Below are 24,082 nucleotides of genomic sequence, written 5' to 3'. Positions count from 1 at the left end.
GGTTGAACGAGCAAAACGTTGGACTATCCGAGCAAAAGCCAGATTTATCCGGTCAAAAAGCAGCTGTGCGAGCAAAATAAGCGTGTATCCGGTCAAAACTCCCGGGTGAACGAGCAAAACACTAGGCTATCCGAGCAAAAGCCAAGGTTATCCGGTCAAAAAGCAGCTATGCGAGCAAAACAAGCATGTATCCGGTCAAAAAGCAGCCACACAAGCAAAACAAAGATTCCCCAACAACCGCCCGAAACGCTCAAACAATCTATAATAAAAATCATTTCCCACAGCCTAGACAAAGTTGTATACTATAAGGTAGTTCATTTTGAGCTCACGCTATAAAAGCTATGAAAAGTTTTAGGAACCAAACTACATTCCTAGACGTTTATAAAATAATATCTATTCTTTTTTTGAACTAGAAAGGAAGTCACATCATGACAAAATCAATCTGTGTCGTTGGGTTAGGATATATTGGTCTTCCGACGGCAGTAATGTTTGCAAACCACGGTATTAAGGTGCACGGCGTTGACGTGAATCCAGCTGCTGTAAAAAGTATTCAAGAAAAACAATTACACATCGAGGAAACAGGCTTACAAGAGCGTTTAAATAAAGCGGTAGATGAAGGCTTTTTAACAGCTTCGACAACACCTCAAGAAGCAGATGTGTTCGTCGTAGCAGTACCATCACCGATTAATCCAGACAATACAGCGAATCTTGAGTATGTACGTCAAGCAACAGCTTCGATCGTCCCTTATGTGAAGCCAGGTAACCTTGTCATTTTAGAGTCAACGGTACCGCCAAAGACAGTTGAAAATATTATGCTACCAGAATTAGTGAAATCAGGCTTAACAATTGGCGAGGAATTATTCGTATCGCATTCACCAGAGCGTGTGATTCCGGGCAAAGTATTTGAAGAGCTTGTAAACAACGACCGTATCGTTGGGGGCATTAATAAAAAATCGGCAGAAATGACAAAGGAACTTTACGAAACATTCGTACAAGGGACAATTCATTTAACAGACGCAACAACGGCGGAATTAGTAAAAGTAATGGAAAACACATACCGTGATGTGAACATTGCCTTTGCGAACGAGCTAGCAAAAATGGCAGACAAGCTTGGGGTCAATATTTGGGAAGCGATTAAATTTGCAAACTACCACCCTCGTGTGAATGTGCATCTTCCTGGTCCAGGTGTAGGTGGTCACTGTATCGCGGTCGATCCATGGTTCCTTGTGGAGCTTGGTGGGGAAGCGGCGCAAATTATTCACCTATCTCGTAACACGAACGACTCTATGCCAAGCTTCACGGCGCAAAAAACGCAAAGCATTTTAAATAAAGCGGGCGTTGCAGGTGCAACAGTTGCTGTACTAGGTCTTGCATTTAAAGGGAATATTGACGATATGCGCGAAAGCCCGTCGACAATTGTCGTTGACGAGCTACAAAAGCTTGGATTAAACGTGGTGTCATTTGATCCACATATTAAAGAGAATAAACACGCGACACAAACGCAAAACTTAGAAGAAGCAACAAAAGACGCGGACATTTTACTCTTCTTAACAGACCACAATGAATTTAAAACGATGGATGTTTCTTCTATTAAATCGAAGGGCAAAATCGTCTTTGACACGAAAAACTGCTTAGACCGCGGCGCTTGGGAAGCTGCAGGATTTGAGTTCCATCTGTTAGGCGACGCGAAAAACTAAACATGATAGGGGAGCAGTGTGCATAGGCACGCTGCTTTTCTTTAGGATAAAGGATTTTTAATGACCGATTAGAAATCGCTAAGTGAGCAAAACTAATGTGTATCCGAGCAAAACCACCGCGTATGCGGTCAAAAAGCCGGTTTATCCGGTCAAAATAGCGGCGCGAACGAGCAAAAACCTAGCATGCGGTCAAAACCACGGTGTATCCGAGCAAAACCACCGTGTATCCGAGCAAAACGAACGCGTATGCGGTCAAAAAGCCGGGCTATCCGGTCAAAACGGTCGCACAAACGAGTAAAAACTCAGCATGCGGGCAAAACCACGGTGTATCCGAGCAAAACAAACGCGTATGCGGTCAAAAAGCCCGTCTATCCGGTCAAAACCGCGGCGCAAACGAGCAAAAACCTAGCATCCGAGCAAAACGAACGCGTATGCGGCCCAAAAGCCCAGCTATCCGGTCAAAACTACCGCACAAACGAGCAAAACTTAAAATCCAAGCAAGCCCAATCAACCAAAAGAAAGAAGGTCTTTATAAATATGAAAGAAACCGTACTAGGTATCCAAGTGAATACCGAAAGCTATGATGAATTACTCCCGAAAGTATTCGAGCGAATCGAAACGAAGCATAAGTCGCTGATCGTGGCGATTAACCCTGAAAAAATCATTAAGGCGAAAGAAGATCCAGCGTTAAAAACACTGCTGAATAATGCAGAATTCCAAATTCCAGATGGTATTGGGGTGATTTTGGCGTCGAAAATCCAAAAAGGGCACATTACATCGCGTGTGACGGGTGTGGACATGATGCTGCGCCTTTGCGAGGAAGCAGCAAAACGTCAAAAACCGATTTTTCTATACGGTGGGAAGCCAGGCATTGCAGAAAAAGCGGCAGAAAAACTACAACAACTGTACCCAGGCATCCAAATCGCAGGAACACAAGACGGCTATGAAAAGGATAATCAAAAGGTACTTGATACAATTAACGCGGCACAACCCGATCTATTATTCGTGGCGATGGGCTCGCCGAAGCAAGAAAATTGGATTAATGCGAATCGTGATCAGCTTCACCCAACGATTTATCAAGGGGTAGGTGGCTCATTTGATGTATTAGCGGGTAATGTCAAACGTGCACCAGAAGCATTCCAAAAAGTCGGAATGGAATGGTTTTACCGTTTAATGAAAGAACCACATCGTATTAAGCGTCAAATCAAATTACCGCTCTTCCTACTAGAAGTAGCGAGAAATAAAAGAGCCAAATAAACTTTAGTACGTTAAAGATAAACTGTTTTATTATTACAATTAAAAATATTTTTGTAATCATTGTAATAATTCGTTGTTCTTTTTTAGGTGAAGTGTTACACTGTAAACAGTAGTAAGATTTCCTCTTATTAGGTATAGATGTAATTTCCCTGCAAGGAAACGGTTGGTAGCCCATTTTTGTCTATACTTACAAGTGAGACAGAGGCAAAAGGAGCATTTGTTTAGCAAATGCTCCTTTTGCCTTTTTTGCTTTTCTTCAAAAAACATTAGTATATCAACGTTTTTTAAAAAAATTCATATTCAAATCTCTCCCTGCATATAACGTATCGATGTGTTTTTTGCATTCCAAAAAAAACTAATTATATTACTTTTGGATACTAGATTTTACAAAAATTATTAATTTTATAGAAACGACTGTCTTTTATACTTTTTTTATGGCATAATGAAAAAGATTCCAAGTTATCCGATAATATGGAATGTATAGATGGAATTTGACAGTTTAATAGATGTATATGGGAAATTTGTCAAAAAACATTTGACATACCAAATATATACTAATAAACTTTAGTGTGTACTTAGTTGTTAACACTATGAATCTTTAGTGCGGATAACTAGATTATTAATGATATTCGAGGAGGAAATTTTCAATGGCTAACCAACCAAAGAAATACAAAAAATTTGTAGCAACAGCTGCAACAGCTACTTTAGTAGCATCTGCGATTGTTCCTGTAGCTTCAGCTGCATCATTCAGTGATGTTTCAGAAAACAGTGAATTCGCTCCATACATCGACGCATTAGTGGAAGAAGGTATCATCAACGGATACTCTGACGGCACTTTCAAACCAGGCGCATCTTTAACTCGTGGCCAAGTAGTTAAGATGTTAGGTCGTTGGGTTGAATCTCAAGGTGTAGAAATTCCATCTGACTGGAATTCAAAACAACGCTTCAGCGACGTGCCAGTAAATCATAAAGATGCAGAATTAGTAAAATATGCTGCATTAGTTAAAGATTCTGGCGTATTCACTGGTGCTGCTGGTAAATTACAAGCTGGTAACAACATTACTCGTCAACAAATGGCAAAAGTACTAAACGGTGCTTACGCTGCTGTTAACGAAGTATCTTTAATCGAGCTTGCTGAAAAAGTAGAAGACGTGAACGTTCGCGACTTATTCAACGCTCGTGCAGAATTCGAAGATGCAATCCAAGCATTAGCGGATCTTGAAATCTCTACAACTGCAAGCGGAAACTTCCGTCCAACAGAAAACGTAACTCGCGCACAATTCGCGAAGTTCTTATATAACACAATTAACCTTGAGCCAACTGCAGTATCTTACGCTAACGTGAAAGCTATCAACAACACAACTGTTGAAGTAACTTTCCCAGAAGAAGTAGATAACCTTAAAAACTTAGACTTCGCAATCGAAGGTCTAGATGTGAAAAATGCTGTTTTAAAACAAGGTAGCAAAAGCACTGTCGTATTAACAACTGCTGCTCAAGAAGTTGGTAAACAATACACAGTACTTTTAAATGAAGAAGAAATCGGTACGTTCATCGGTATCGAAGCGGTAGTTCCAACATCTGTGAATATCACAGAAAAATCTTTACAAGCAGCTGTTGGTACTCAAGTTACTTTAAAAGCACAAGTAACTGTTAAAGAGGGTCAATCTAAAGAGAATATCCCTGTAACGTTCAACATCGTAAACAACCATGGTTTAAATACTACAAACTTAAACCAACCAATCGTTGTTGAAGCATTAACTAATGCTGACGGTGTAGCTACTTATACTTATACTCGCTATGCGCAAACTTCTTACCAAATCGCTTCTCACGATGAAGTGCAAGCATATGCAACGGGTAACCCGACTGCACGTTCATTCTCTAAAGTATACTGGGCTTCAATCCAACCACTTACTTTAACTGAAGTAACTGAAGGCGGCGCTATTCAAAACGGTGGTAAAAAAGTATATAAAGTGACTGCAGCTACAGAACATGTTGAAACAATTACAGCGGCAGAATATGCAGCTAACGTTGCTTACTACAACGCTAAAGGTGTTTACTCTGCAGGGGACTATGTAAACGTTGGTTACCAAGAAAATACAGACGTAACGCCAGACAAAGCTGTTAAAACAATTGATGTAATTGATGCAACTGGTCGTAACTTAGGCTACCCAGGTCAATATACAACTTCAACATCTGGCTCTAATAGCTTAAACACTTGGGTTAAAGAAGTAAAAATCAAACTTGATAATAACGGTCAAGCGATCTTTACATTATCTGGTTTAAACGGTGAAGTAACTCCTTACGTATTCGTTGACCAAAAAGTAAACCCAGCTAACGACAAAGGTACTTCAGGTCGTTTCGAAGCTACTGAATTATTTGCTAAAGCAGCAAAAGTAACATTCGGTAAACAACATACTTTAGGCTTAACATTAGAAGCATTAGGTGAGCAATATGCAGCAGCATTCTACAACAATGATGCAGACTATATTGCAAACAACTTAGAAACTTATGTCGGTCGTACTTTAACTGCTGATGAGTTAAAAGCGGCAGTAGTTGATGCTGGTGGTCGTGATTACAAAATCACTGTTAAAGACAGCACTGGTAAATTAGCTCCAATCGGAACTAGAGTAGGTATCGATGTTAAAATCGGTTCTGCATTACGTCAAAACGGTGGCGCAGTTTACTTAGTAGATAACAACACTCGTCAAATCCATAAGTTAACTGCTGATGCAGCTAATGCAGCTAATAACGGTAAAGTTATTGAATACTCAAACCTTAACCTTTTAACTACTGATGCTAAAGGTGAAGTATCATTCACTTTAATCGGTTATAAAGATGCTTATGCAACACCAACAGTTGTAATTGACTCTGGTGATGAGCAAGGCAAAGTTGATAAAAACGACCAAAAAGTAGCTGGAGATATCGTTTACTTCTCAGATGCTCGCGTAACAAAAGCAGTTCTTACTGCAAGCAAAGCTTCTGTATCAGCTAACGAATCTGTAGAATTTACTTACCAAACAGTGGATCAAAACGGTAAAAAATACCGCCCACTTGCAAACGGTCTAAATGTTAACAATCCAAACGGAAATAATGTTCCAATTACTTTCCAAGTTTCAACTACTTTCAATGCTGTAGATGTAAAACCTGGTAAAGGTTCAACTGGATTCATTAACGTAGGTTCTCAAAATGTAACTGTTGGTCAAGACAGCATGGGTAACTTCAGTGGCGTTTATGAAACATTCACAGTTGTAACTGACCAATACGGTACAGCTTCAGTGATCGTTTCAGGTAAAGGCTTAGGTACAACAGTAAACGTTACTGCTTCTGCATCTATCGCTTCTTTACCACAATTATTAACAGCTTCTGCTGAGTTTGTAGCAACATCTATGGTACCAGCTAACTATTCTGGTCAAGTGGCATCATTCAACACAGCTGACAAAACATTAACATTCGGTGGTAAAGTACCTGTTTCTTATGCAAACGCAACTTACTTCTACAATAACACTGTATTAGATGAGACTGGTTTCATCACTGCACTGAAAAACGCTTCTGGCGCAGTATTAGTAAACCGTACTGTAGATGCTACTGGTACTAAATTCACGATCTTAAATGTAAGCAACACAGGTGTGGCACCAGTTGAAGAGGGTGCTCAAGTTCCAACACCAGGTGCAAATGCATTAGCAGCAGCTCTTAAGAAAGCAGCAGAACTTGATGCAACGAAGTACACTGCAGCATCTTACAAAGCAGTAACTGATGCAGTAGAAGCAGCGAAAGCAGCAACTACAGATGCAGCAAAAGGCACAGCAGCTCAAGAAATTGAAAAAGCAATTGCAGCTCTAAAAGAGGCTCCTGTTGCTGGAGAAAGCTTCACATTTACATCTAAAACTGCTACGCCAAATGCGACAATCGGTGTATTAGCTGATTACAATATCGTTGGTACAATTGCTGATACTGTAGGTGAAGTAGCTTCTGTGAAGATCGTATTAAAAGCAGCTTCTGGTTCAGCGACAGATGCACTTGATGTAACTTACAATGCAGCAGATCGCAAATTTGAATTCGTTACATCAAATGCAAAAGCAGCAAGCGCTACTTTAAAAGCTTATGATGCGAGCGGTAAAGAATTAGCTTCAACTGAAATCACATTTTAATGATTAGTTAAGCTTTTAAATGTACTAGATTCAAGGTTCATATTTTAATTATATGAACCTTGAATTATCAACAATAATTTTTTATTGGAGGATTAATAATGAACAAGAATGCGTCAAAATTATTAGCAGCAGCTTTAGCGACTTCTGCAATTGTAGTTCCTGTGAGTGCATCAGCTGCAACAGCTGTTGAAGATGGTATTTATTTCTCAACAACGGGTCAATTTTATACAACTACTCAGTTAGAAGCTTTATCAATTCAACAAATCGGAGAGTTATTCTCTAAAAATAAACCTGAAAAAATTTATATCTACTATAAAGGAGTAGGTACTGCAAGCTTAGCACAAGCGAACGCTTCTGACTTTATTACTGCAGCTAATGCTAATGGCCATAAAGATGCACCTGAAAAGGTTATCCCTGGTGGTACTTATGTTGGTAAAGATGGTGCTTCTGTTGTAATCGGCGAACCAGCAGCTACTGAATTAAAAGTTGAATCTGTAAGTGCGATTAACGCTTCAAAATTAGAAGTTAAGTTTGCAAAAGCTGTTGAAGATACTTCAAAAGCAACATTTGCTGTAAAAGTAGGCGGTTCAACAGTATCATTCAAAGCTGCAACGTGGAATGAAGATAAAACAGTAGCAACACTTGAAAAAACAGTTGGTAAATTAGCGGCTGGTAACTATGAAGTTTCAGTAACAGGTTTAACTGGACAAGCTCTAACAGGTGCTACAACTGTAGAAGCAGAAAAAATCGTTTCTGTTAATTTAAAAGGCGATGCTTTAGTACAAGCTGCTAATGGTCAAACAGCTACAGTTGCATTAGAAGTGCTTAACCAATATGGTGAAAACATTGCTAAAACATTAGATCCATCTGCATTTACTATTACAGTTTCTGGGGCTAACACTTCAGCAAGCTATGCCAAAGCTACTGGTTTGATTACAGTCGATGCTCACAGCGGTAATACAAATACTTTCGAAACAGAAAAATTGACTTCAGTAGTAGTTACTGTAGCTCATAAAGCAACAGGTACAGTAGCATCTAAAACATTAACTGTTTCATCACAAGCTTCATTAAAAGAATTAACATTTGGTGAAGTACAATTACCTGCAGGTAAAACAATTTTAACAGCTGATTTAACAGCATTAAATTTACCGTACACTGCAAAAGATCAATACGGTAATGATTTAAACCTGGCTAATACTTCTGACGATCAATTATCAATTTCAGATGAAACAGTTTTAGACTCAGGTGATGTTTCATTTACAACAGATGTAAATGGTAAAACAGTTTTAAAAATTGCTAAGTTCAAAAAAGCTGGCACTGTAAAAATTACTATCATTAGTAAAGCGAATGGTACATCATTTGCAACAACTCTTGATGTTCAAGCAGCTCCAGGCGTAGTTTCAACAATTACTCCAGCTGAAACTACTAAAACAGCGGCAGCTGGTTCGACAGCGGTAGTGGATTTAGCAGTTACTGATAACTATGGTACAACACTAGCAGCTAAAGATTATGCTGGAAAATCGTTCAATATTACGTCATCAAATCCATCAGTAGTAGCTAACAATGCTAGTTTAAAAATCAACAATACTGTAGGAAATACAAACTATGGTAAACTAGAAATCCCAGTAGTTTCCGGTGCAACAAAAGGTTCGAAAACTACAATTACTATTACAGATACATCTACTGGTAAACAATATGCTCAAGTAGAAGTAACAGCTGGTGAAGCGGTGGCTCCATCAACAATTGAAATAGATGGCACTCCATCAACTACATTAGTAAAAGGTTCTCAATCAGAAATCAAATTCGTTGTTAAAGATCAATATGGCAACAAAGTATCTTCTGATGATTCTGGTTATAAAGTAGTATTAGAAGTGAAAACTGGTTCAACTGACTATTTAAAACTTGTTGATGGTGGTGGCTCAGAACAAACTTCTATTGATGTAACAAACGAAACATCCGTAACAGCTAAAGTAGCTGCAAAAGGTGCGGGTGCTCCAGTATTAGTAGCAAAATTAGTGAAAACTGATGGTACTGAGGTAGATAAGAAAGAGCTAGCATTAAATGTAGTAGCAAATAACTCTACTAACTTAACATATGCAATTGAAGATATTCCAACAATTTACCAAAATGCAAATGTAGATCAAGGTTCAGGTGCAAATAACACAGAATTACTTGCTGCTATCGAAGCTGGATATGCTAAAGAAGTAAAAATCTCAGCTACAGATGCTAATGGTACAAAATATACAATACCTTCATCTAGCATTGTAACTATGACAGTTGCTGCTGGTGGTAAAGATGTATTAGTAAAACAAGAATCAACAAGCAAAAAATGGTATATCGTAACTGACGATAATACTGCAGACAAAGACTTTACTGCTACAATCACAGCTACTATTAATGCTGATGACACAGTAAAATCAATCACTAAAGAAGTAACAGTAGGAGTAGCAGCTCCAGTTGCACAAAAATTAGAATTAAAAGATAAAGCGGCAGGTGTATCTAACTTAACATCTGCAAAAGCAGTAAATACGGATTATACATTTACTGGTTCAAATGCATTTACTTCAGCTAAGACAGATTTAACAGGTTCAACTGATGTATATGTATGGGTAACTGACCAGTATGGTGGTTATGGTATTGCTCCAACAGTATCGTTTGTTCCAGTTGATGGACTAACAAATACAGACGGTGATACAGTAGCAATCACAGGTGGAGCAGTAAATCTAACAGATAGTTCTACGGCTATTGGATTCTCTAAAGATAATGCTAAATTCCGTGTGGTAGTTACAGCTGGTAGTCAATCAGCATTCTTAAACTTCACAGTTGCTGATAATACTTTACCAACTGCTACACTTCCAGCTACAACAGGAACAACAAACAATTTAACAAAATTAGTTGCAACGTTTGATGAAGCACTTTACATCAATGGTACAGCGGTAGCTAATGGTGATGATGTTAAAACAGCATTTACAGCTACAGGTGGAACATTAGCAATTACAACTGCTATCTATGATGCAACTGCAAAAACAGTAACATTTACTTTAGCAAATGCTGCAGATACAAATACTATCACGCATAAAACTGATGCTTCAGCATTAACTGATGCTGCTGGTAATAAATATGCTGCTAAAGTATACACTTATGGTGCAGCTGGTACTATCTGGACAATTGCTCCTTAATAAAACTAAACGAAACGTTACTTTATAAGCTAGTTTACTAGTGAAATAAGTGGAATTAGACCTCATGGACAATACTTTTATTAGTAGTGCTTTATGGGGTCTTTTTCTAACTATCGTGGTTGGAGGCATCAGGGAAGGTCTGATGCGTGAGGAACAGTTCCAACTGCTCATGAGCCTAATCCTCCTGCATCCAGTGAGCGTCTATCTGCGCGAAGGGGTGAAGTCAGGTGAAGTCGTACTTAGGTGAAATTCCTGAGGCGGGGCTCCTTAAAAAAATGGCTATGGCTAGGACGACGAATCCACGTAGGCTGTATGTGACAAGTATATGTGCGAAATGGCTAGGAGTTCACATGTATTTCGGTGATCTGCAATGATCATCTGAGCATCCGTACAATTTGGAACTGTTAAACGGATGATGGACATACTGTATAGTGGGAGCCTAAGGTCATTAAAAGAAGGGACCAACACGATGGAACGTTTGAAGTCTACTCAGCGGAGGTTAGATGGAACCAATGATGCTGAGTCTGATGGCAGCGGGTTTGTAGTAGTGTTGATTGCTAGCCGTTTGGACTTGGCTGGTAACAGTCGAGAAGGGTAAAACTAGCAGGAGCGAAGGAACCCAGTCAGTGAATCGATTCAATACTTATTTCCCTAAAAGTAAGGAATAAAAAGTGAAATTGTTCAATTCTTTCTTAGATGGATAGGTATCAATTTTGGTGTAATCTGTTATTTATTTAGATTAGAGCGTATACACAACTAGAATGGAGGAAGATGAGTAGTTGAACTGCTCATCTTTCTTTCAAAAATATTTGGAGATGTTTGTTTATGGCAGCAAGAGGAAGACCAAAAGGCGCATGTGGCGAGGAAAGCCGGGCGTTGTTACTCGAAATGGCGGCAAAAGAATTTGCGCAAAACGGTTATCATGATACGAAAGTAAGTACGATTGTCAAAAGTGCATCGTTGAGCCAACCGACTTTTTATTTGTACTTTAAAAATAAAGAGGCACTTTTTCAGGAATTAGTCGATTTATTTCATGTTCGACTCGTTGACTTTGTGGAGAAAAGTCGCTTACAGCCAGCGCTCGAATTAGGTACTGTACAAGAGCGAATTGCACTTGGTTTAACGAATTTATTGCAGTTTTTTTCTAAAAATCCCGATTTAACGCGGATTGGCTTTTACATTTCAGCAGAAGCCGCTGAAATCAAAACACAACTCGTTGCACAAATTAAAGGAAATCTAGACTTTGAAGTGAGTGAAGGCTATTTCCGGTCAGATCTTGATACCGAAATGGTGGCAGAATGTTTAGTTGGGATCATCGAAAGACTGGCATTCACACAATTACTTCCTAAAAGAAAAGAACCGGAAGCTATCGCAAATGAAATCGTGTATTTATTGTTGTATGGAATGATTGTTAATAACGAATGATTAGGTGAGAAAAACAAGCGAAATATCCTCACCTTCAATATTACTCAAATACTACTTACGAGTAGTATATATTCATGGAGAAGTCCACTCTATCATAGTATGGTGTGGTCAAATACTACTTTGAAATAGTATTGGGTACGGTTTGGGGAATAACAAAAGTAGAATATTTTTCGCTGACGGATCGCCGTGTGCGGTGAAAGCCGCCTGCCCGGTGAAGGCTCGAATCGAAAGCTGCACTAGTGCAGTATAAGACGAGAATAGCGATGTTATAAGTATTCCAGGGGTTCCACAAGGAGCAAGCCTATGGAGTAACATAGCATGGGGTGGCAATATCGTGTCCTATAAAGACAATGATACATTGTATCTAACGTTAAGTGGTGGCACGAATGGAACGATGAAGGATTTTAACTCTTCTGAGAACAACGGAAAGTTAGCAACAGCTGGCATCAAAAAAGTAGTTCTATTAGATGGTGTCACAACAATTGGTGGATCTGCATTTCGTTCGAATCAGCTGACATCGGTAACGATCCCGAATAGCGTGACAACAATTGGTGAACATGCATTTTATCATAATCAGCTGACATTCGTAACAATCCCGGATAGCGTAACAACTATTGGTGATGGTGTATTTGAGAGTAATCGAATGACATCGGTAACAATCCCGGATAGCATTACGACCATTAGTATAGCTGCATTTCGTTCGAATCAGCTGACATCGGTAACGATTCCAGATCGTGTCACAATCATTGATAGATATGCATTTTATAATAATCAGCTTGCATCGGTAACGATCCCAGATAAAGTTACAACAATCGGAGAATGGGCATTTAGTACAAATAAGCTCCCAGCGGTAACAATCCCGAATAGTGTCACAACCATTGGTGGATCTGCATTTAGTCATAATCAGCTGACATCGGTAACAATCCCGAATAGCGTGACAACAATTGGAGACCATGCATTTTATAATAATCAGCTCCCATCCGTAAGCATCCCGAATAGTGTTACAACAATCAGTGAAGGTGCATTTCGTTTAAATCGGCTGACATCGGTAACGATTCCGGAAGGCGTTACAACAATTGGTAAAATTGCATTTTATGATAATAGGCTCGCATCGGTAACGATTCCGAATAGTGTCACAACAATTGGTGAAGCTGCATTTTATATGAATCATCTCATATCAGTAACATTTAATGGAAATGTAGAGAATATAGGTAGTTATAGCTTCGAGCGGAATGGATCAAATCGTAATATAAATGCTTCTATTGGTGCAACCAATACACCAGGTACATTTATATTAAATGAAACGACTCCAGCATGGGTAAAGCAGCCCTGATAGCCGTGGTGACTACCGAAATACACAAACCATTTAGTAGAGTGTCACAGTAGAGTAGAGCGCTCTGTGGGATAATTTTCTGCAGAGGCTTCCACGCTTTTTATAATTTTTTAGTCAAATATTACTTTGAAATAGTATTGAAAATGGGGAAATAATTAAGAAACGATTGTTGACGGATCGCCGTGTGCGGTGAAAGCCGCCTGCATGGTGAAGGCTCGTTATAAAGCATCGAATGATGTATAAGACGAGAATAGCAATGTTATTAGTGATATAGCAACATTTAATACTGCGATTGCGGGAGCATCTCCAATTGCAGGACCAATTACCATTGGAGGGGATATAGCGAACGGCACTGTATTTAATCTTGGTGGGAAAACGGTCACGAATTTAACGATTGATATAAGAGGTTTATCAGCAGGAGAAGCGATTACATTATCGAATGGCACTGTGACGAACTTAACAGTTTATGATAAAGCAGGTGTTACTTTAGATTTAAGTTCTGTTTCTCATACAAATGTAACAGTACACTAAAACGATCAACTAAAGGTGGAGGGGATGCTTTCGCCCCTCCACCTTTGTCATAACAAAATAAGGATGGGATATGTGTATGATAAGCAAGCGAATATCCACAAGTAAACGGGCAAGGTATGCAGTTCTGTCAACCGTTGCATGTACTGCCATGATCGGAACACCTACCCTTGTTGCGAATGCCGATTTGGTGTTTAACGGAACTACAAATGTGCAAGGTGAATTCCGGATTACAACGCCTACTCAGTTGACAGATTCAACGATAAGTGGCGCTTTAAACAATGCAACGGTCATTTTAGCACCAACTATTCCTGGCAGTAGTTTTGATTTAAGGGGGATAAGAACAGCGAATGTTGTCATTGGTAATGGGAACGTAGGCGCGTTAACTGTATCACCAGGACAGAGTTTAACCGTCACGATACCAGACGGCGTACCACAGCCAACGGTTACGGGTGGAACCGTCACGTTTGTATCCCCACAAGCGGCGCCGACCCTTGTGGGGACAGTGGCAACAGATGGCATCGTAAATCGGTTAGAAAAAGCAGGTGGGGTGACAGTACAAGTCAGTTCAACACAAAGGAACGGGACTTTTTATGTAGTCCCGAGTGATACAGCACAAACCGTTTCAGCGATTCAGGCAGCGAGCATAACTTCAGCACCGATTACAGCAGGAGTTGTGACATTGGCTGTAGATGAAACCAAAATGGGAGATAACCAATCGTACGTAGTTTACGCAATCACATCAAATGGGGCGATTTCAGCACCAAGTAGTACAGCATTCAGCACCGATTTTACCGCTCCAACCGCACCCAATACGCCCATGTCAAGTAAAGCACTAGGTGGCTTGAATCTTGAGGAAGTGACATCCGGTGTGCCTGTTGCGACAGGTGGTCTTTATGGAACTGGCGCACAAGTTGGGGATAAAGTGCAGTTTCTGATTGATGGAAACTTAGTGGTAGGTTCAGATCTTAGCGTGCATTCACCTTCTCACATGGATGGTGTGACATTCACATTATATCCAGGTCATTTAGGTGCCGATGGGTCTAAGTCCATTACGACGCGTGTGGTCGATGCAGCTGGTAATATCGGGGCGCAAAGTCCACCACTTGTTGTAAATATGGATACGACTCCACCAAATGTAGCTGTTACAAATACAGGATTTGGAGTAGCTCTTGATACAGAGGCAAATACCATTACGCTCACACATACCGGTGCCTTTGAAACAGGTCTGCAAATCGACCCTACTAAAATAACAATCGATACGGCAGATGATGATCTAACAACATCTAATGTTGTGTTAGATGCCGATTCAATCGCTAGTGTCACATCGAATGCAAACGCCGTCATCATTACATTAAAAGCGGATGGACAAGAAAATGTGGATTCAATCATCAATGCATTCGGTATAACTCAGTCCGCTTCGATTGATTTCGCAGATGGTTGGTTAATGGATACAGTAGGGAATCGCTCCCCTGCTTCTGCCAGCGGAACAACACCAAAAACTCAGGTAAGCGTTACGGTACCAGAACCATTCACACCGCCAACGATTACAAGTTATCAAGCGATTCTAAATGGCGCAGTTGTCCTGAATTTTGAAGACAATGCGGATTGGCGCAATAAAATTCTAGGGGTCTATTTAGATAATGTTAAAATCGGCGATTATTGGTACGATCGCAGTTCAGCAGGTGAAATCCGAATAAATACAGTACCAAACACAGGGACCTACACGTATGTTATTAAAGCAGAAGGGTATAACGATGTCACAGTGAATGTAACGGTACCGGAACCATCCGCACCGCCAACGATTACAAGTCATCAAGCGAGTACAAGCGTGTTCACGCTATACTTTGAAGACAATGCTGATTGGCGAAGTAAGATAAAAGGTTTCTCTATAAATGGAACAAATTTCAACACATCAGTGGTGAATAAAAACGTAGCGGGTCAGGTAAAACTAGACATTTTATATCCTCCAGGCACGTACGCAGTAGTGATTAAAGCGGAAGGTTATCAAGATGCCACAGTGAATGTGACAGTACCAGAACCACCTGCACCATCCACACCGCCAACGATCACGAGTTATCAAGCGATTCTAAATGGCGCAGTTGTCCTGAATTTTGAAGATAATGCGGATTGGCGCAATAAAATTATAGGAGTCTATCGAGATAATGTGAAAATTAATGATTATTGGTACAATCGCAGTTCAGCAGGTGAAATCCGAATAAATACAGTACCAGCTCTAGGAACCTATACGTATGTTATCAAAGCAGAGGGCTATAGGGATGTGACAGTAAGTGTGACGGTACAAGAACCATCCGCACCACCAACGATTACGAGTTATCAAGCAACCTTAAATGGTGCAATTGTCCTGAATTTTGAAGACAACGCGGATTGGCGCAATAAAATTATAGGAGTCTATCGAGATAATGTGAAAATTGGTGATTATTGGTACAATTGTAGTTTAGCAGGTCAGGTCAGAATAAATACAGTACCAAACACAGGAACCTATACGTATGTTATTAAAGCAGAAGGTTATAACGATGTCACAGTGAATGTGACGGTACCGGAACCATCCGCACCGCCAACGATTACAAGTCATCAAGCGAGTACAAGAGGGTTTACGCTATACTTTGAAGATAATGCGGATTGGCGAAGTAAGATAAAAGAACTTTTTATAAATGGAACAAATTTCAGCAAAGCAGCCGTGGATCAGACAGTAGCAGGTCAAGTTAAACTAGACGTTTCATATGGTCCAGGCATTTATACGGTGGTGATTAAAGCAGAAGGTTATAGGGATATTACGCTCGTGACAACAATTCCAACACCGTAATGATCATAAGCCACATATTTTTTGAATTGTATAATCGAAATAAAAGGTGGAGGGACGCTTTTCTCCCTCCACCTTTGTCATAACAAAATAAGGAGGCAAGATGTGCATGACAAGCAAAAGAAAATCGACAAGGTATGCAGTTTTATCGGCAGTTGCATTCACCGCAACGGTCGGAACACCTGCCATGATTGCGGATGCCGCGATTGTGTTTTCAGGTTCCACGACGGTGCAAGGTGAATTACGGATTACAACACCCACTCAGTTGACAGACCAAACAGGTAGTGCATTAAACAATGCAACAGTCATTTTAGAACCAACTACTCCTGGTGTTAGTTTTGATTTAACAGGAATTAACCCAAAAAACCTTGTCATTGGTAACAGCAACGTAGGAACGTTAACTGTATCGGCAGGACAGAATGTAACCGTTACGGTACCATCTGGAGTAACAGCGCCAACTGTTACAGGTGGTGGAACAGTAACTTTTGTATTACCACAAGTAGCACCGACAAGTTTAGCAGGTGTTGCCCCAACCGTGAATGGCAATGACGGGAAAATTACAGGTACAACCGTAGCAATGGAATACCGACTGAAAGGTGCTGCGGCATTTACGCCAGTAACCGCAACGGAAATTACGGGTCTAGCAGCAGGCACATATGAAGTACGATTTGCGGCGAAACCCGGCTATGCAGCAGGAGCGATTACACAAGTTGTCGTACCTGCATACGCCGGTCCACCAGCAATTCCAGTAGCAGGTATTACGTTAGATAAACCGACTGTGGCTGATTTAGAAGTAGGATCAGGCGCACTAGAAGCGAAGAAGACCGTCCAATTAACTGCGACAGTAACACCAGTCGATGCCTCAGATAAAACGGTCACATGGACTTCTAGTAATCCAGCAGTAGCGACTGTTAGTAACACGGGCTTAGTGACAGCTGTAGGCGCTGGTAGCACAACGATTATGGCAACGACTGTTAATGGTAAAACCGCTACGAGTGCGATTACCGTCACTTCCAAAACAGCCGTAACATCAGCAGCAATTACCGGAACAGTACAAGTAGGTCAAATACTAACGGCAGTAGCAAATGAGGGTGCAACAAACCCAACGTATCAATGGCAAGTAGCCGATACAGTTGGTGGTACCTATACAAATATTGTAAGTGCAACAAGTTCAACTTTTGTATTAACTTCAGCAGAGCAAGGTAAATTTATACGAGTTGTTATTGGCGGAGCTAACGGATCGACAGCAACAAGTAATGTAACACCAGCAGTCACTCCTTAATAAAACAAAACGAAACGTTACTTTATAAGCTAGCCAATGCGCTAGTGAAATAAGTGGAAATGATGCCTATAGATCATTTCTAACTACTCCATCGAATCGATAGGTGCAAGTCCTATTCTTGCGAAACAGTCAAACCGCAAGTGCCTAATCCTCCTGGGTCCAGTGATGTGCTAATACACAGTAAGGGGCTAAGTCAGGTGAAGTCGTACTCGGGCGTACCCGAGGCGGGGTTCTTTAAAAGACAGCTATGGTTAGGAAGACGAATCCATGTAGGCAGGGTGAGGTAGTGAATACCGCGAAAGTTGCTAGGAGTTCGGTATTCATCCAGATATTTGGAATGATATGTTGGAGATGAGTAAAATTGACTGTTAAACTCGTCTTTCTCACACCTGATAAGATAGTGGAAACCTAAGGCTGTCAAAACAAGGGATAGATGGAATGGAACGTTTGAAGTCCGATCAGAAGAGGTGGATTAGCACCGATGAGGCTGATTGGATGGCAGCGGGTTCGTAGTAGTGTCGATCGCTAGCCGTTTGGACTTGCATGGTAACATGGGAGAAGGAGAAAACTAGCAGGAGCGAAGGAACCCAGTCAGTGGTATATTTTCTTTTTAAAAAATTTTCCCTAAAAAGTAAAACGGATTTTAAACCGTTGAAGTGTATTAAAGTAACCGCTGACGGATCGCCGTGTGCGGTGAAAGCCGCCTGCATGGTGAAGGCTCGAACCGAAAGCTGCAATAGTGCGGTATAAGACGAGAATAGCAGTAGCTTAAAAACACCACCAGTTCTAACTGCAGATGTGTACCATCATATTTGGATATACTTTACAGATGATCCTGAGTGGAGAGCAGCAATTACGAGTATTATTGTGAAGCAGAACGGGACTAGAGATGTCGATATTTTCCGTTTCGTACACATCAATCCAGGAGAACTAACCTTATATGCTGATCAATATGTACTTTGGGGCACTTCTACTTGGACGATAAAAGCAACTGGATATGAAGATGTAACTGTAACAGTTATGGCGTATTAAAGGAGATAAGTTTTAAAAATCTATCACTGACGGATCGCCGTGTGCGGTGAAAGCCGCCTGCATGGTGAAGGCTCGAATCGAAAGCCGTAACAGTGCGGTATAAGACGAGAATAGTCCATTAAAAAAATCACCAACAATTACGAGTTATGAGGCATTTCTTAACAATGGCATTACCCTAAAATTTCAAGATGATGCCGTGTGGCGTAGTCAGATAACGGGTGTGTATATAAATGATGTATTAGTAGATTCATCTCTTATATCGAAAAATATCGTTGGTCATTTGAAGATTAACCAAAACTATAGCGTCGGTACACACGCAATTGTTGTGAAGGCAACGGGATACGAGGATGTTCATGTAACCGTCACAATAAATAACGTCACGCCGATCAATGTACAAACGGCCAATTCGAAATCGGTAGGAACAAAAATGATAGTTGAAGGATATTTATCATCTAAAAACACTAGAAATGGTTTTTATACGGTATATTTGCTAGCAGATACGATCGATAATACAAATATTAATAGCACATCGACGATACAACTTGCTAACTGGGACGGTTATTACACGCCAACAACATTGGTACAAACATTAAGTAATTTGGAAGTGGGTACACGCATTAGAGTAACTGGTATGCGCCAAGAATATGGTTCGAAGCCAGCCATTTTATATATTACGCATATAGAACAGATAGATTAGTCATCACGTTAGGAAATGGGCATTCAACCAATGTGAATAAGGTGCTCCATCCATCTTACAACTGGAGAGCACTTCAAAATTAAAATAGGGAAAAGTAAGAGAAATATCATTGACGGATCGCCGTGTGCGGTGAAAGCCGCCTGCATGGTGAAGGCTCGAATCGAAAGCCACCAAAGTGTGGTATAAGACGAGAATAGCGGACTGATAATAAAAACGATCGCACAACAGTTTCCAGATGCCAACCTAGCAGAAGTGATTGCAACATGGATGGGAACAACTGTTGATGCCCTAATTACAAAGGATGATATTAATCGTCAATTGGCCACATCTGAATACAAAATAGACTTAAGTTTTTCCGACATTACGAGTATGGATGGGTTTAATATTTTTAATGGCACTAGTTTGGAATATTTGGATGTTTCCTACAACAGATTAACAAATCTAGATGTAAGTGGTTTAACTGAATTGAACGAGTTGTATGCGAATGATAGTCAACTAACCGCCTTAAACGTAGCTGATTTAACAAACTTGCGAAAGTTACGTGTGGAATATAATCAATTAACGAGTTTAGACGTAGCTGGCTTAACCAACTTACAGCAACTTGATGCGTCGAGTAATGAACTAACAAGTCTCGATGTAAGTGGTTTATCAAGCTTGCAACAATTGATGGTGAGCGAAAATCAATTAACGAGTCTAGAAATAAGAGGTTTAACTAGCTTGCAACGGTTGTCTACGTCATATAATCAGCTTACGACTCTAAATGTCAGTGATTTAAACAGCTTAAAATATTTATCTGTAAATAATAATCGACTAGTGAGCCTAGATGTAAGTAATTCGACTAGCTTGGAAGAGTTGTATGTGAATGAGAATCAACTAACGCATCTAAATATAAGTGGTTTAACTAGCTTGGAATATGTTGAAACGCGTGATAATCAATTAACGAGTCTAGATGTAAGTATTTTAATTAATTTAAAAAAATTAGATGTGGCTAATAATCTACTAGAAAATTTAAATGTCAGTGGTTTAACTAGTTTGCAATGGTTGTTTGTGAATGGTAATCAACTAACGAGTCTCGATGTAAGTGGTTTAATACTCTTAAAAATATTAGAAGTAAATGAATCAATCGGACCCGATAATATAATTGGTAAAGAATCACTAACAATGCTTACTATTAGATACGAATAATGAATTTCATGCGTGGAGTAGAGCGCTTTATAGATGAGATGATTTCCTGTAAAGACCCATACGCTTTTTACACTTTTCAGTTGAATAGTACTTCAAAATACCATGTTATTAAAATAGGGGAAAAAGTAAGAAAGTTATCATTGACGGATCGCCGTGTGCGGTGAAAGCCGCCTGCATGGTGAAGGCTCGAATCGAAAGCACAGTTATGTGTATAAGACGAGAATAGCACACAAATAGGATTAACCATTACGGAACCAACCGTAACAACAGTGAAACCGTATGATGGAACGACGACAGCGACAGTAACACCTGGCACACTAAGTGGTGTATTAGCAGGTGATGATGTCATGGTTTCAGCAGTGGCAACCTTTGATAATAGTAATATAGGAACAGGTAAAATAATTACAGTCGTGTATACATTAGGTGGAGCAGATGCAAGTAAATATATAGCCCCTGCCCCAACCGTGCTAACTACGGGTGAAATTGTGAAAAAGGCATTAACCATTACACTTCCAACAGTAGCTACCAAAAAGACGTATGATGGAACAAATATGGCGACTGTAACAGCGGGATCACTTAGAGGTGTCGTTGCAGGAGATGTAGTAAACGTAAGTGCAACAGCAGTGTATGACAATGCTACTGCCGGAACAGGTAAAATGATCACCGTAACGTATACTTTAAGCGGGGTCGATGCAAGTAAATACACAGCGCCTGCCCCAACCGTGCTAACTACGGGTGAAATTACGAAAAAGGCATTAACCATTACAGCCCCAACAGTAGCGAACAAGGAGTATGATGGCACAAATACGGCAACTGTAACACCAGGAACCCTTTCAGGTATTATCGGTTCTGACGAGGTTTCGGTAGACCGTGCTGTCGGGATATTTGACAATGCAAATGCTGGAACATCTAGAGGTGTAACGGTTTCCTATGCTCTTACAGGGGCGCAAGCCGGCAACTATACGTTATCAAATAGTTGGGTAAGGGCTGATATACTACCGATAGTAATTACAGTACCGGCACCTGTACTCGAATCCGCAACGGGGAAAATGACCATTACGTTAAGTGCTGTCGTAGCAGGGTTAGCAACTGAAAATATTTATGTATTTAAAGAAGGAAATTTATTACGTTTAGGTACGGATTATACAGTAACGATTGACGGAGCGAACGTAGAAATTTCCTTTATGGCAGCAGCAAAATTAACTAAAGATCATGCAATAGGTGTAGGCATTGAAAAAGAAAACTACTTAATTAACAATGAACAAATGATTCCAGTAACGAACAATATCCCTAGCATCATTCCACAGGCAGCGAGTTTATGGACGAATATTGAATGGGGCGGTGATATTGTCTCCTATAAATATAATGACACGCTGTATTTAACTTTACAGGGTGGTAGTAATGGACAAATGAATAATTTCTCTGCCAGTGATAATCAAAATAAATTATCAAGTGATGGCATAACGAAAGTGGTTATATTAGAAGGGATTACTTCAATTGGTGAATTTGCATTCCCTAGAAATGAGCTTACATCGGTTACGATTTTAGACGGCGTTTATTCAATTGGTGTGGGTGCATTTAGTTATAACAAGTTAAATACTGTAACGCTTCCAAGTTCGGTAAGGTATATTAATGATATTGCGCTTATTAATAATCTACTTGAATCTGTAACCTTTGAAGGCTGGGTAAATACGATTTCAGAGCAAGCCTTCCATGGCAATGGCAAAAATAGTAGAGTACATGCTACGATGAATGCCAGCCAAACACCAGGGACATTTATATTAAATGAAGCGACTTCACAATGGGTAAAGCAGTAGCGTTAAGCGTGTTGTGGCTGCCGCATACACAAAAAAATTAGTAAAGTTTCAGAGTAGAGCGCTTTGTGGGAGAGATTATTTCCTGCAGAGACTCATACTCTTTTTACACTTTTTTAGTTGAATAGTACTTCAAAATACTATACTATTTAAAATAGGGAAAATAAGTAAGTAATCTATCACTGACGGATCGCCGTGTGCGGTGAAAGCCGCCTGCCCGGTGAAGGCTCGAATCGAAAGCATCTATCATGATGTATAAGACGAGAATAGCGGTGTTATAAATATTCCAGGCATTCCAGAAACAGCAAGCCTGTGGAGTGATATAGCTTGGGGTGGAGATATTGTATCGTATAAAGATAATGACACATTGTACGTAGCTTTAAGTGGTGGTACGAATGGAACGATGAATAATTTTAGTTATACTGACAACAATGGAAAGTTTACAATATCTGGAATTGAAAAAGTGGTGATATTAGATGGTGTCACAACAATTGGAAATTGGGCATTTCGTAATAATCAGCTCACATCGGTCACGATACCGAGTAGTGTCACAACAATTAATATTGGTGCATTTCAAAACAATCAGTTAACCTCAGCTACGATACTAAGTATTGGATCAGCTTTAAGAATTAGTCAGAATGCATTTGGTAACAATCAACTTGCATCGATCACGATACCGGGTCGTGTTAAAGTAATCGGGGAAGGTGCATTTAGTACCAATCAACTGACATCACTTACGCTAGAAGAGGGTATTGAAACTATTTTGATCAGTGCATTTCAAGGTAATCAGTTATCATCTGTCATGATACCAAGTAGTGTAAAGACACTCGATAAGGCATTTATTCAAAACAAACTTACATCTGTTACATTTAAAGGTACGATCAGTCGAATTGATTTTAATACTTTTAATCTGAATGGGATAAACTCAAATATAAGTGCTTCAATTGATGCCTCTCAAACACCAGGGACATTTATATTAAATGAAGCGACTTCACAATGGGTGAAGCAGTAGCGATAATCGTGTAGTAGAGCGCTCTGTGGGAAAAATGGTTTTCTGCAGAGGCTCACACTCTTTTTATAATTTTTGGTTGAATAGTACTTTGGAATACTATATTTTTAAAATAGGGGAAATAAGTAAGAAATCTATTGTTGACGGATCGCCGTGTGCGGTGAAAGCCGCCTGCATGGTGAAGGCTCGAATCGAAAGCTGCAAGTATGCGGTATAAGACGAGAATAGCAATGTAAATATTGTTTTAACAAGTCCTGCGGCAAGCAAATTAAGGGTGTCAGGATTACCTCAAGGTTCAAAGTTTAATTTATACAAAAATGGTATATTACTTACTGAAAATGTAACTCCGTTGGTTAGTAAGTTCGAAACCAATGTTGGGTCGGGACAATATTACGTTATTTTAATAGTTAATGGCGTTGAAGATTTAGGCACTAAATCTAATACTGTTGTTGTAAATTAAAGTAAGGCGCATTTCACACTTTAAAGTTTTTTGAAATTTGTATATAGCGAGTAGTAGTTTAATTCTTATGTTTTAACTTTTTGAAATTTAACCTATTTTTAACATTAGTAATGTGAGGTGTACATGGGGAAACAAGGAGACTAACTGCTGACGGATCGAATCCAAAGCCATTGATAAAATGGTATAAGACGAGAATAGCGGGTATGTAAGCA

At 39.8% G+C, this 24,082-nt stretch carries 13 protein-coding genes; all 13 read left to right on the top strand.

The window, feature by feature from the left end; all coding sequences use genetic code 11:
* Window positions 1–428: 428 nt before the first annotated feature.
* The 13 genes from AC3II9_RS02265 to AC3II9_RS02205 all read left to right on the top strand — a co-directional run bounded on the left by AC3II9_RS02265 (window position 429) and on the right by AC3II9_RS02205 (window position 23,413).
* Window positions 429–1,697, top strand: coding sequence for a nucleotide sugar dehydrogenase (locus AC3II9_RS02265; protein WP_489152858.1), 1,269 nt, complete (start codon window positions 429–431; stop codon window positions 1,695–1,697).
* 537 nt (window positions 1,698–2,234) lie between these two features.
* Entirely contained in the window at window positions 2,235–2,954 is a 720-nt protein-coding gene (locus AC3II9_RS02260; RefSeq protein WP_489152981.1) for a WecB/TagA/CpsF family glycosyltransferase, read from the top strand.
* Between the two features lie 647 nt (window positions 2,955–3,601).
* Complete coding sequence (locus tag AC3II9_RS02255; protein ID WP_489152857.1) at window positions 3,602–7,102, top strand: S-layer homology domain-containing protein; 3,501 nt, start codon at window positions 3,602–3,604, stop codon at window positions 7,100–7,102.
* A 98-nt stretch (window positions 7,103–7,200) separates the two neighbouring features.
* Window positions 7,201–10,281, top strand: coding sequence for a hypothetical protein (locus AC3II9_RS02250; RefSeq protein WP_489152856.1), 3,081 nt, complete (start codon window positions 7,201–7,203; stop codon window positions 10,279–10,281).
* Between the two features lie 825 nt (window positions 10,282–11,106).
* Window positions 11,107–11,706, top strand: coding sequence for a TetR/AcrR family transcriptional regulator (locus AC3II9_RS02245; protein WP_489152855.1), 600 nt, complete (start codon window positions 11,107–11,109; stop codon window positions 11,704–11,706).
* A gap of 334 nt (window positions 11,707–12,040) precedes the next feature.
* Window positions 12,041–13,039 (top strand): leucine-rich repeat domain-containing protein, encoded by a 999-nt coding sequence (locus AC3II9_RS02240; protein WP_489152854.1) that lies wholly within the window; start codon window positions 12,041–12,043, stop codon window positions 13,037–13,039.
* A gap of 607 nt (window positions 13,040–13,646) precedes the next feature.
* Window positions 13,647–16,394 carry a hemoblobin-interacting domain-containing protein gene (locus AC3II9_RS02235; protein ID WP_489152853.1) on the top strand — a complete coding sequence of 916 codons (2,748 nt, stop codon included), beginning with the start codon at window positions 13,647–13,649 and terminating at the stop codon, window positions 16,392–16,394.
* A 106-nt stretch (window positions 16,395–16,500) separates the two neighbouring features.
* Window positions 16,501–17,673 carry an Ig-like domain-containing protein gene (locus tag AC3II9_RS02230; protein ID WP_489152852.1) on the top strand — a complete coding sequence of 391 codons (1,173 nt, stop codon included), beginning with the start codon at window positions 16,501–16,503 and terminating at the stop codon, window positions 17,671–17,673.
* Between the two features lie 798 nt (window positions 17,674–18,471).
* Window positions 18,472–18,705: a hemoblobin-interacting domain-containing protein gene (locus AC3II9_RS02225; protein ID WP_489152851.1), complete on the top strand. Its 234-nt coding sequence runs from the start codon at window positions 18,472–18,474 to the stop codon at window positions 18,703–18,705.
* Window positions 18,706–18,841: 136 nt separating this feature from the next.
* On the top strand, window positions 18,842–19,402 hold the full coding sequence (locus tag AC3II9_RS02220; protein WP_489152980.1) for a DUF1533 domain-containing protein: 561 nt from the start codon (window positions 18,842–18,844) through the stop codon (window positions 19,400–19,402).
* A gap of 267 nt (window positions 19,403–19,669) precedes the next feature.
* A complete protein-coding gene (locus tag AC3II9_RS02215; protein WP_489152850.1) occupies window positions 19,670–20,587 on the top strand; it encodes a leucine-rich repeat domain-containing protein in 918 nt (305 codons plus the stop codon).
* A gap of 233 nt (window positions 20,588–20,820) precedes the next feature.
* Complete coding sequence (locus tag AC3II9_RS02210) at window positions 20,821–22,404, top strand: YDG domain-containing protein (protein ID WP_489152979.1); 1,584 nt, start codon at window positions 20,821–20,823, stop codon at window positions 22,402–22,404.
* Window positions 22,405–22,768: 364 nt separating this feature from the next.
* The gene (locus AC3II9_RS02205; RefSeq protein ID WP_489152849.1) at window positions 22,769–23,413 is read left to right on the top strand and encodes a leucine-rich repeat domain-containing protein; all 645 of its coding nucleotides are present in this window, start codon (window positions 22,769–22,771) and stop codon (window positions 23,411–23,413) included.
* The last annotated feature ends 669 nt before the right edge of the window (window positions 23,414–24,082 follow it).

The organism is Lysinibacillus sp. RU7 (genome assembly GCF_057837305.1).
This window is presented reverse-complemented; position numbering and strand designations above follow the sequence as displayed.

Excerpts from the sequence above, each read along its gene's own strand:
- AC3II9_RS02265 (WP_489152858.1), top strand. The coding sequence starts at position 429 with ATGACAAAATCAATCTGTGTCGTTGGGTTAGGATATATTGGTCTTCCG.
- AC3II9_RS02250 (WP_489152856.1), top strand. The coding sequence starts at position 7,201 with ATGAACAAGAATGCGTCAAAATTATTAGCAGCAGCTTTAGCGACTTCT.
- AC3II9_RS02255 (WP_489152857.1), top strand. The coding sequence starts at position 3,602 with ATGGCTAACCAACCAAAGAAATACAAAAAATTTGTAGCAACAGCTGCA.
- AC3II9_RS02245 (WP_489152855.1), top strand. The coding sequence starts at position 11,107 with ATGGCAGCAAGAGGAAGACCAAAAGGCGCATGTGGCGAGGAAAGCCGG.
- AC3II9_RS02230 (WP_489152852.1), top strand. The coding sequence starts at position 16,501 with ATGACAAGCAAAAGAAAATCGACAAGGTATGCAGTTTTATCGGCAGTT.
- AC3II9_RS02235 (WP_489152853.1), top strand. The coding sequence starts at position 13,647 with ATGATAAGCAAGCGAATATCCACAAGTAAACGGGCAAGGTATGCAGTT.
- AC3II9_RS02215 (WP_489152850.1), top strand. The coding sequence starts at position 19,670 with ATGGGAACAACTGTTGATGCCCTAATTACAAAGGATGATATTAATCGT.
- AC3II9_RS02260 (WP_489152981.1), top strand. The coding sequence starts at position 2,235 with ATGAAAGAAACCGTACTAGGTATCCAAGTGAATACCGAAAGCTATGAT.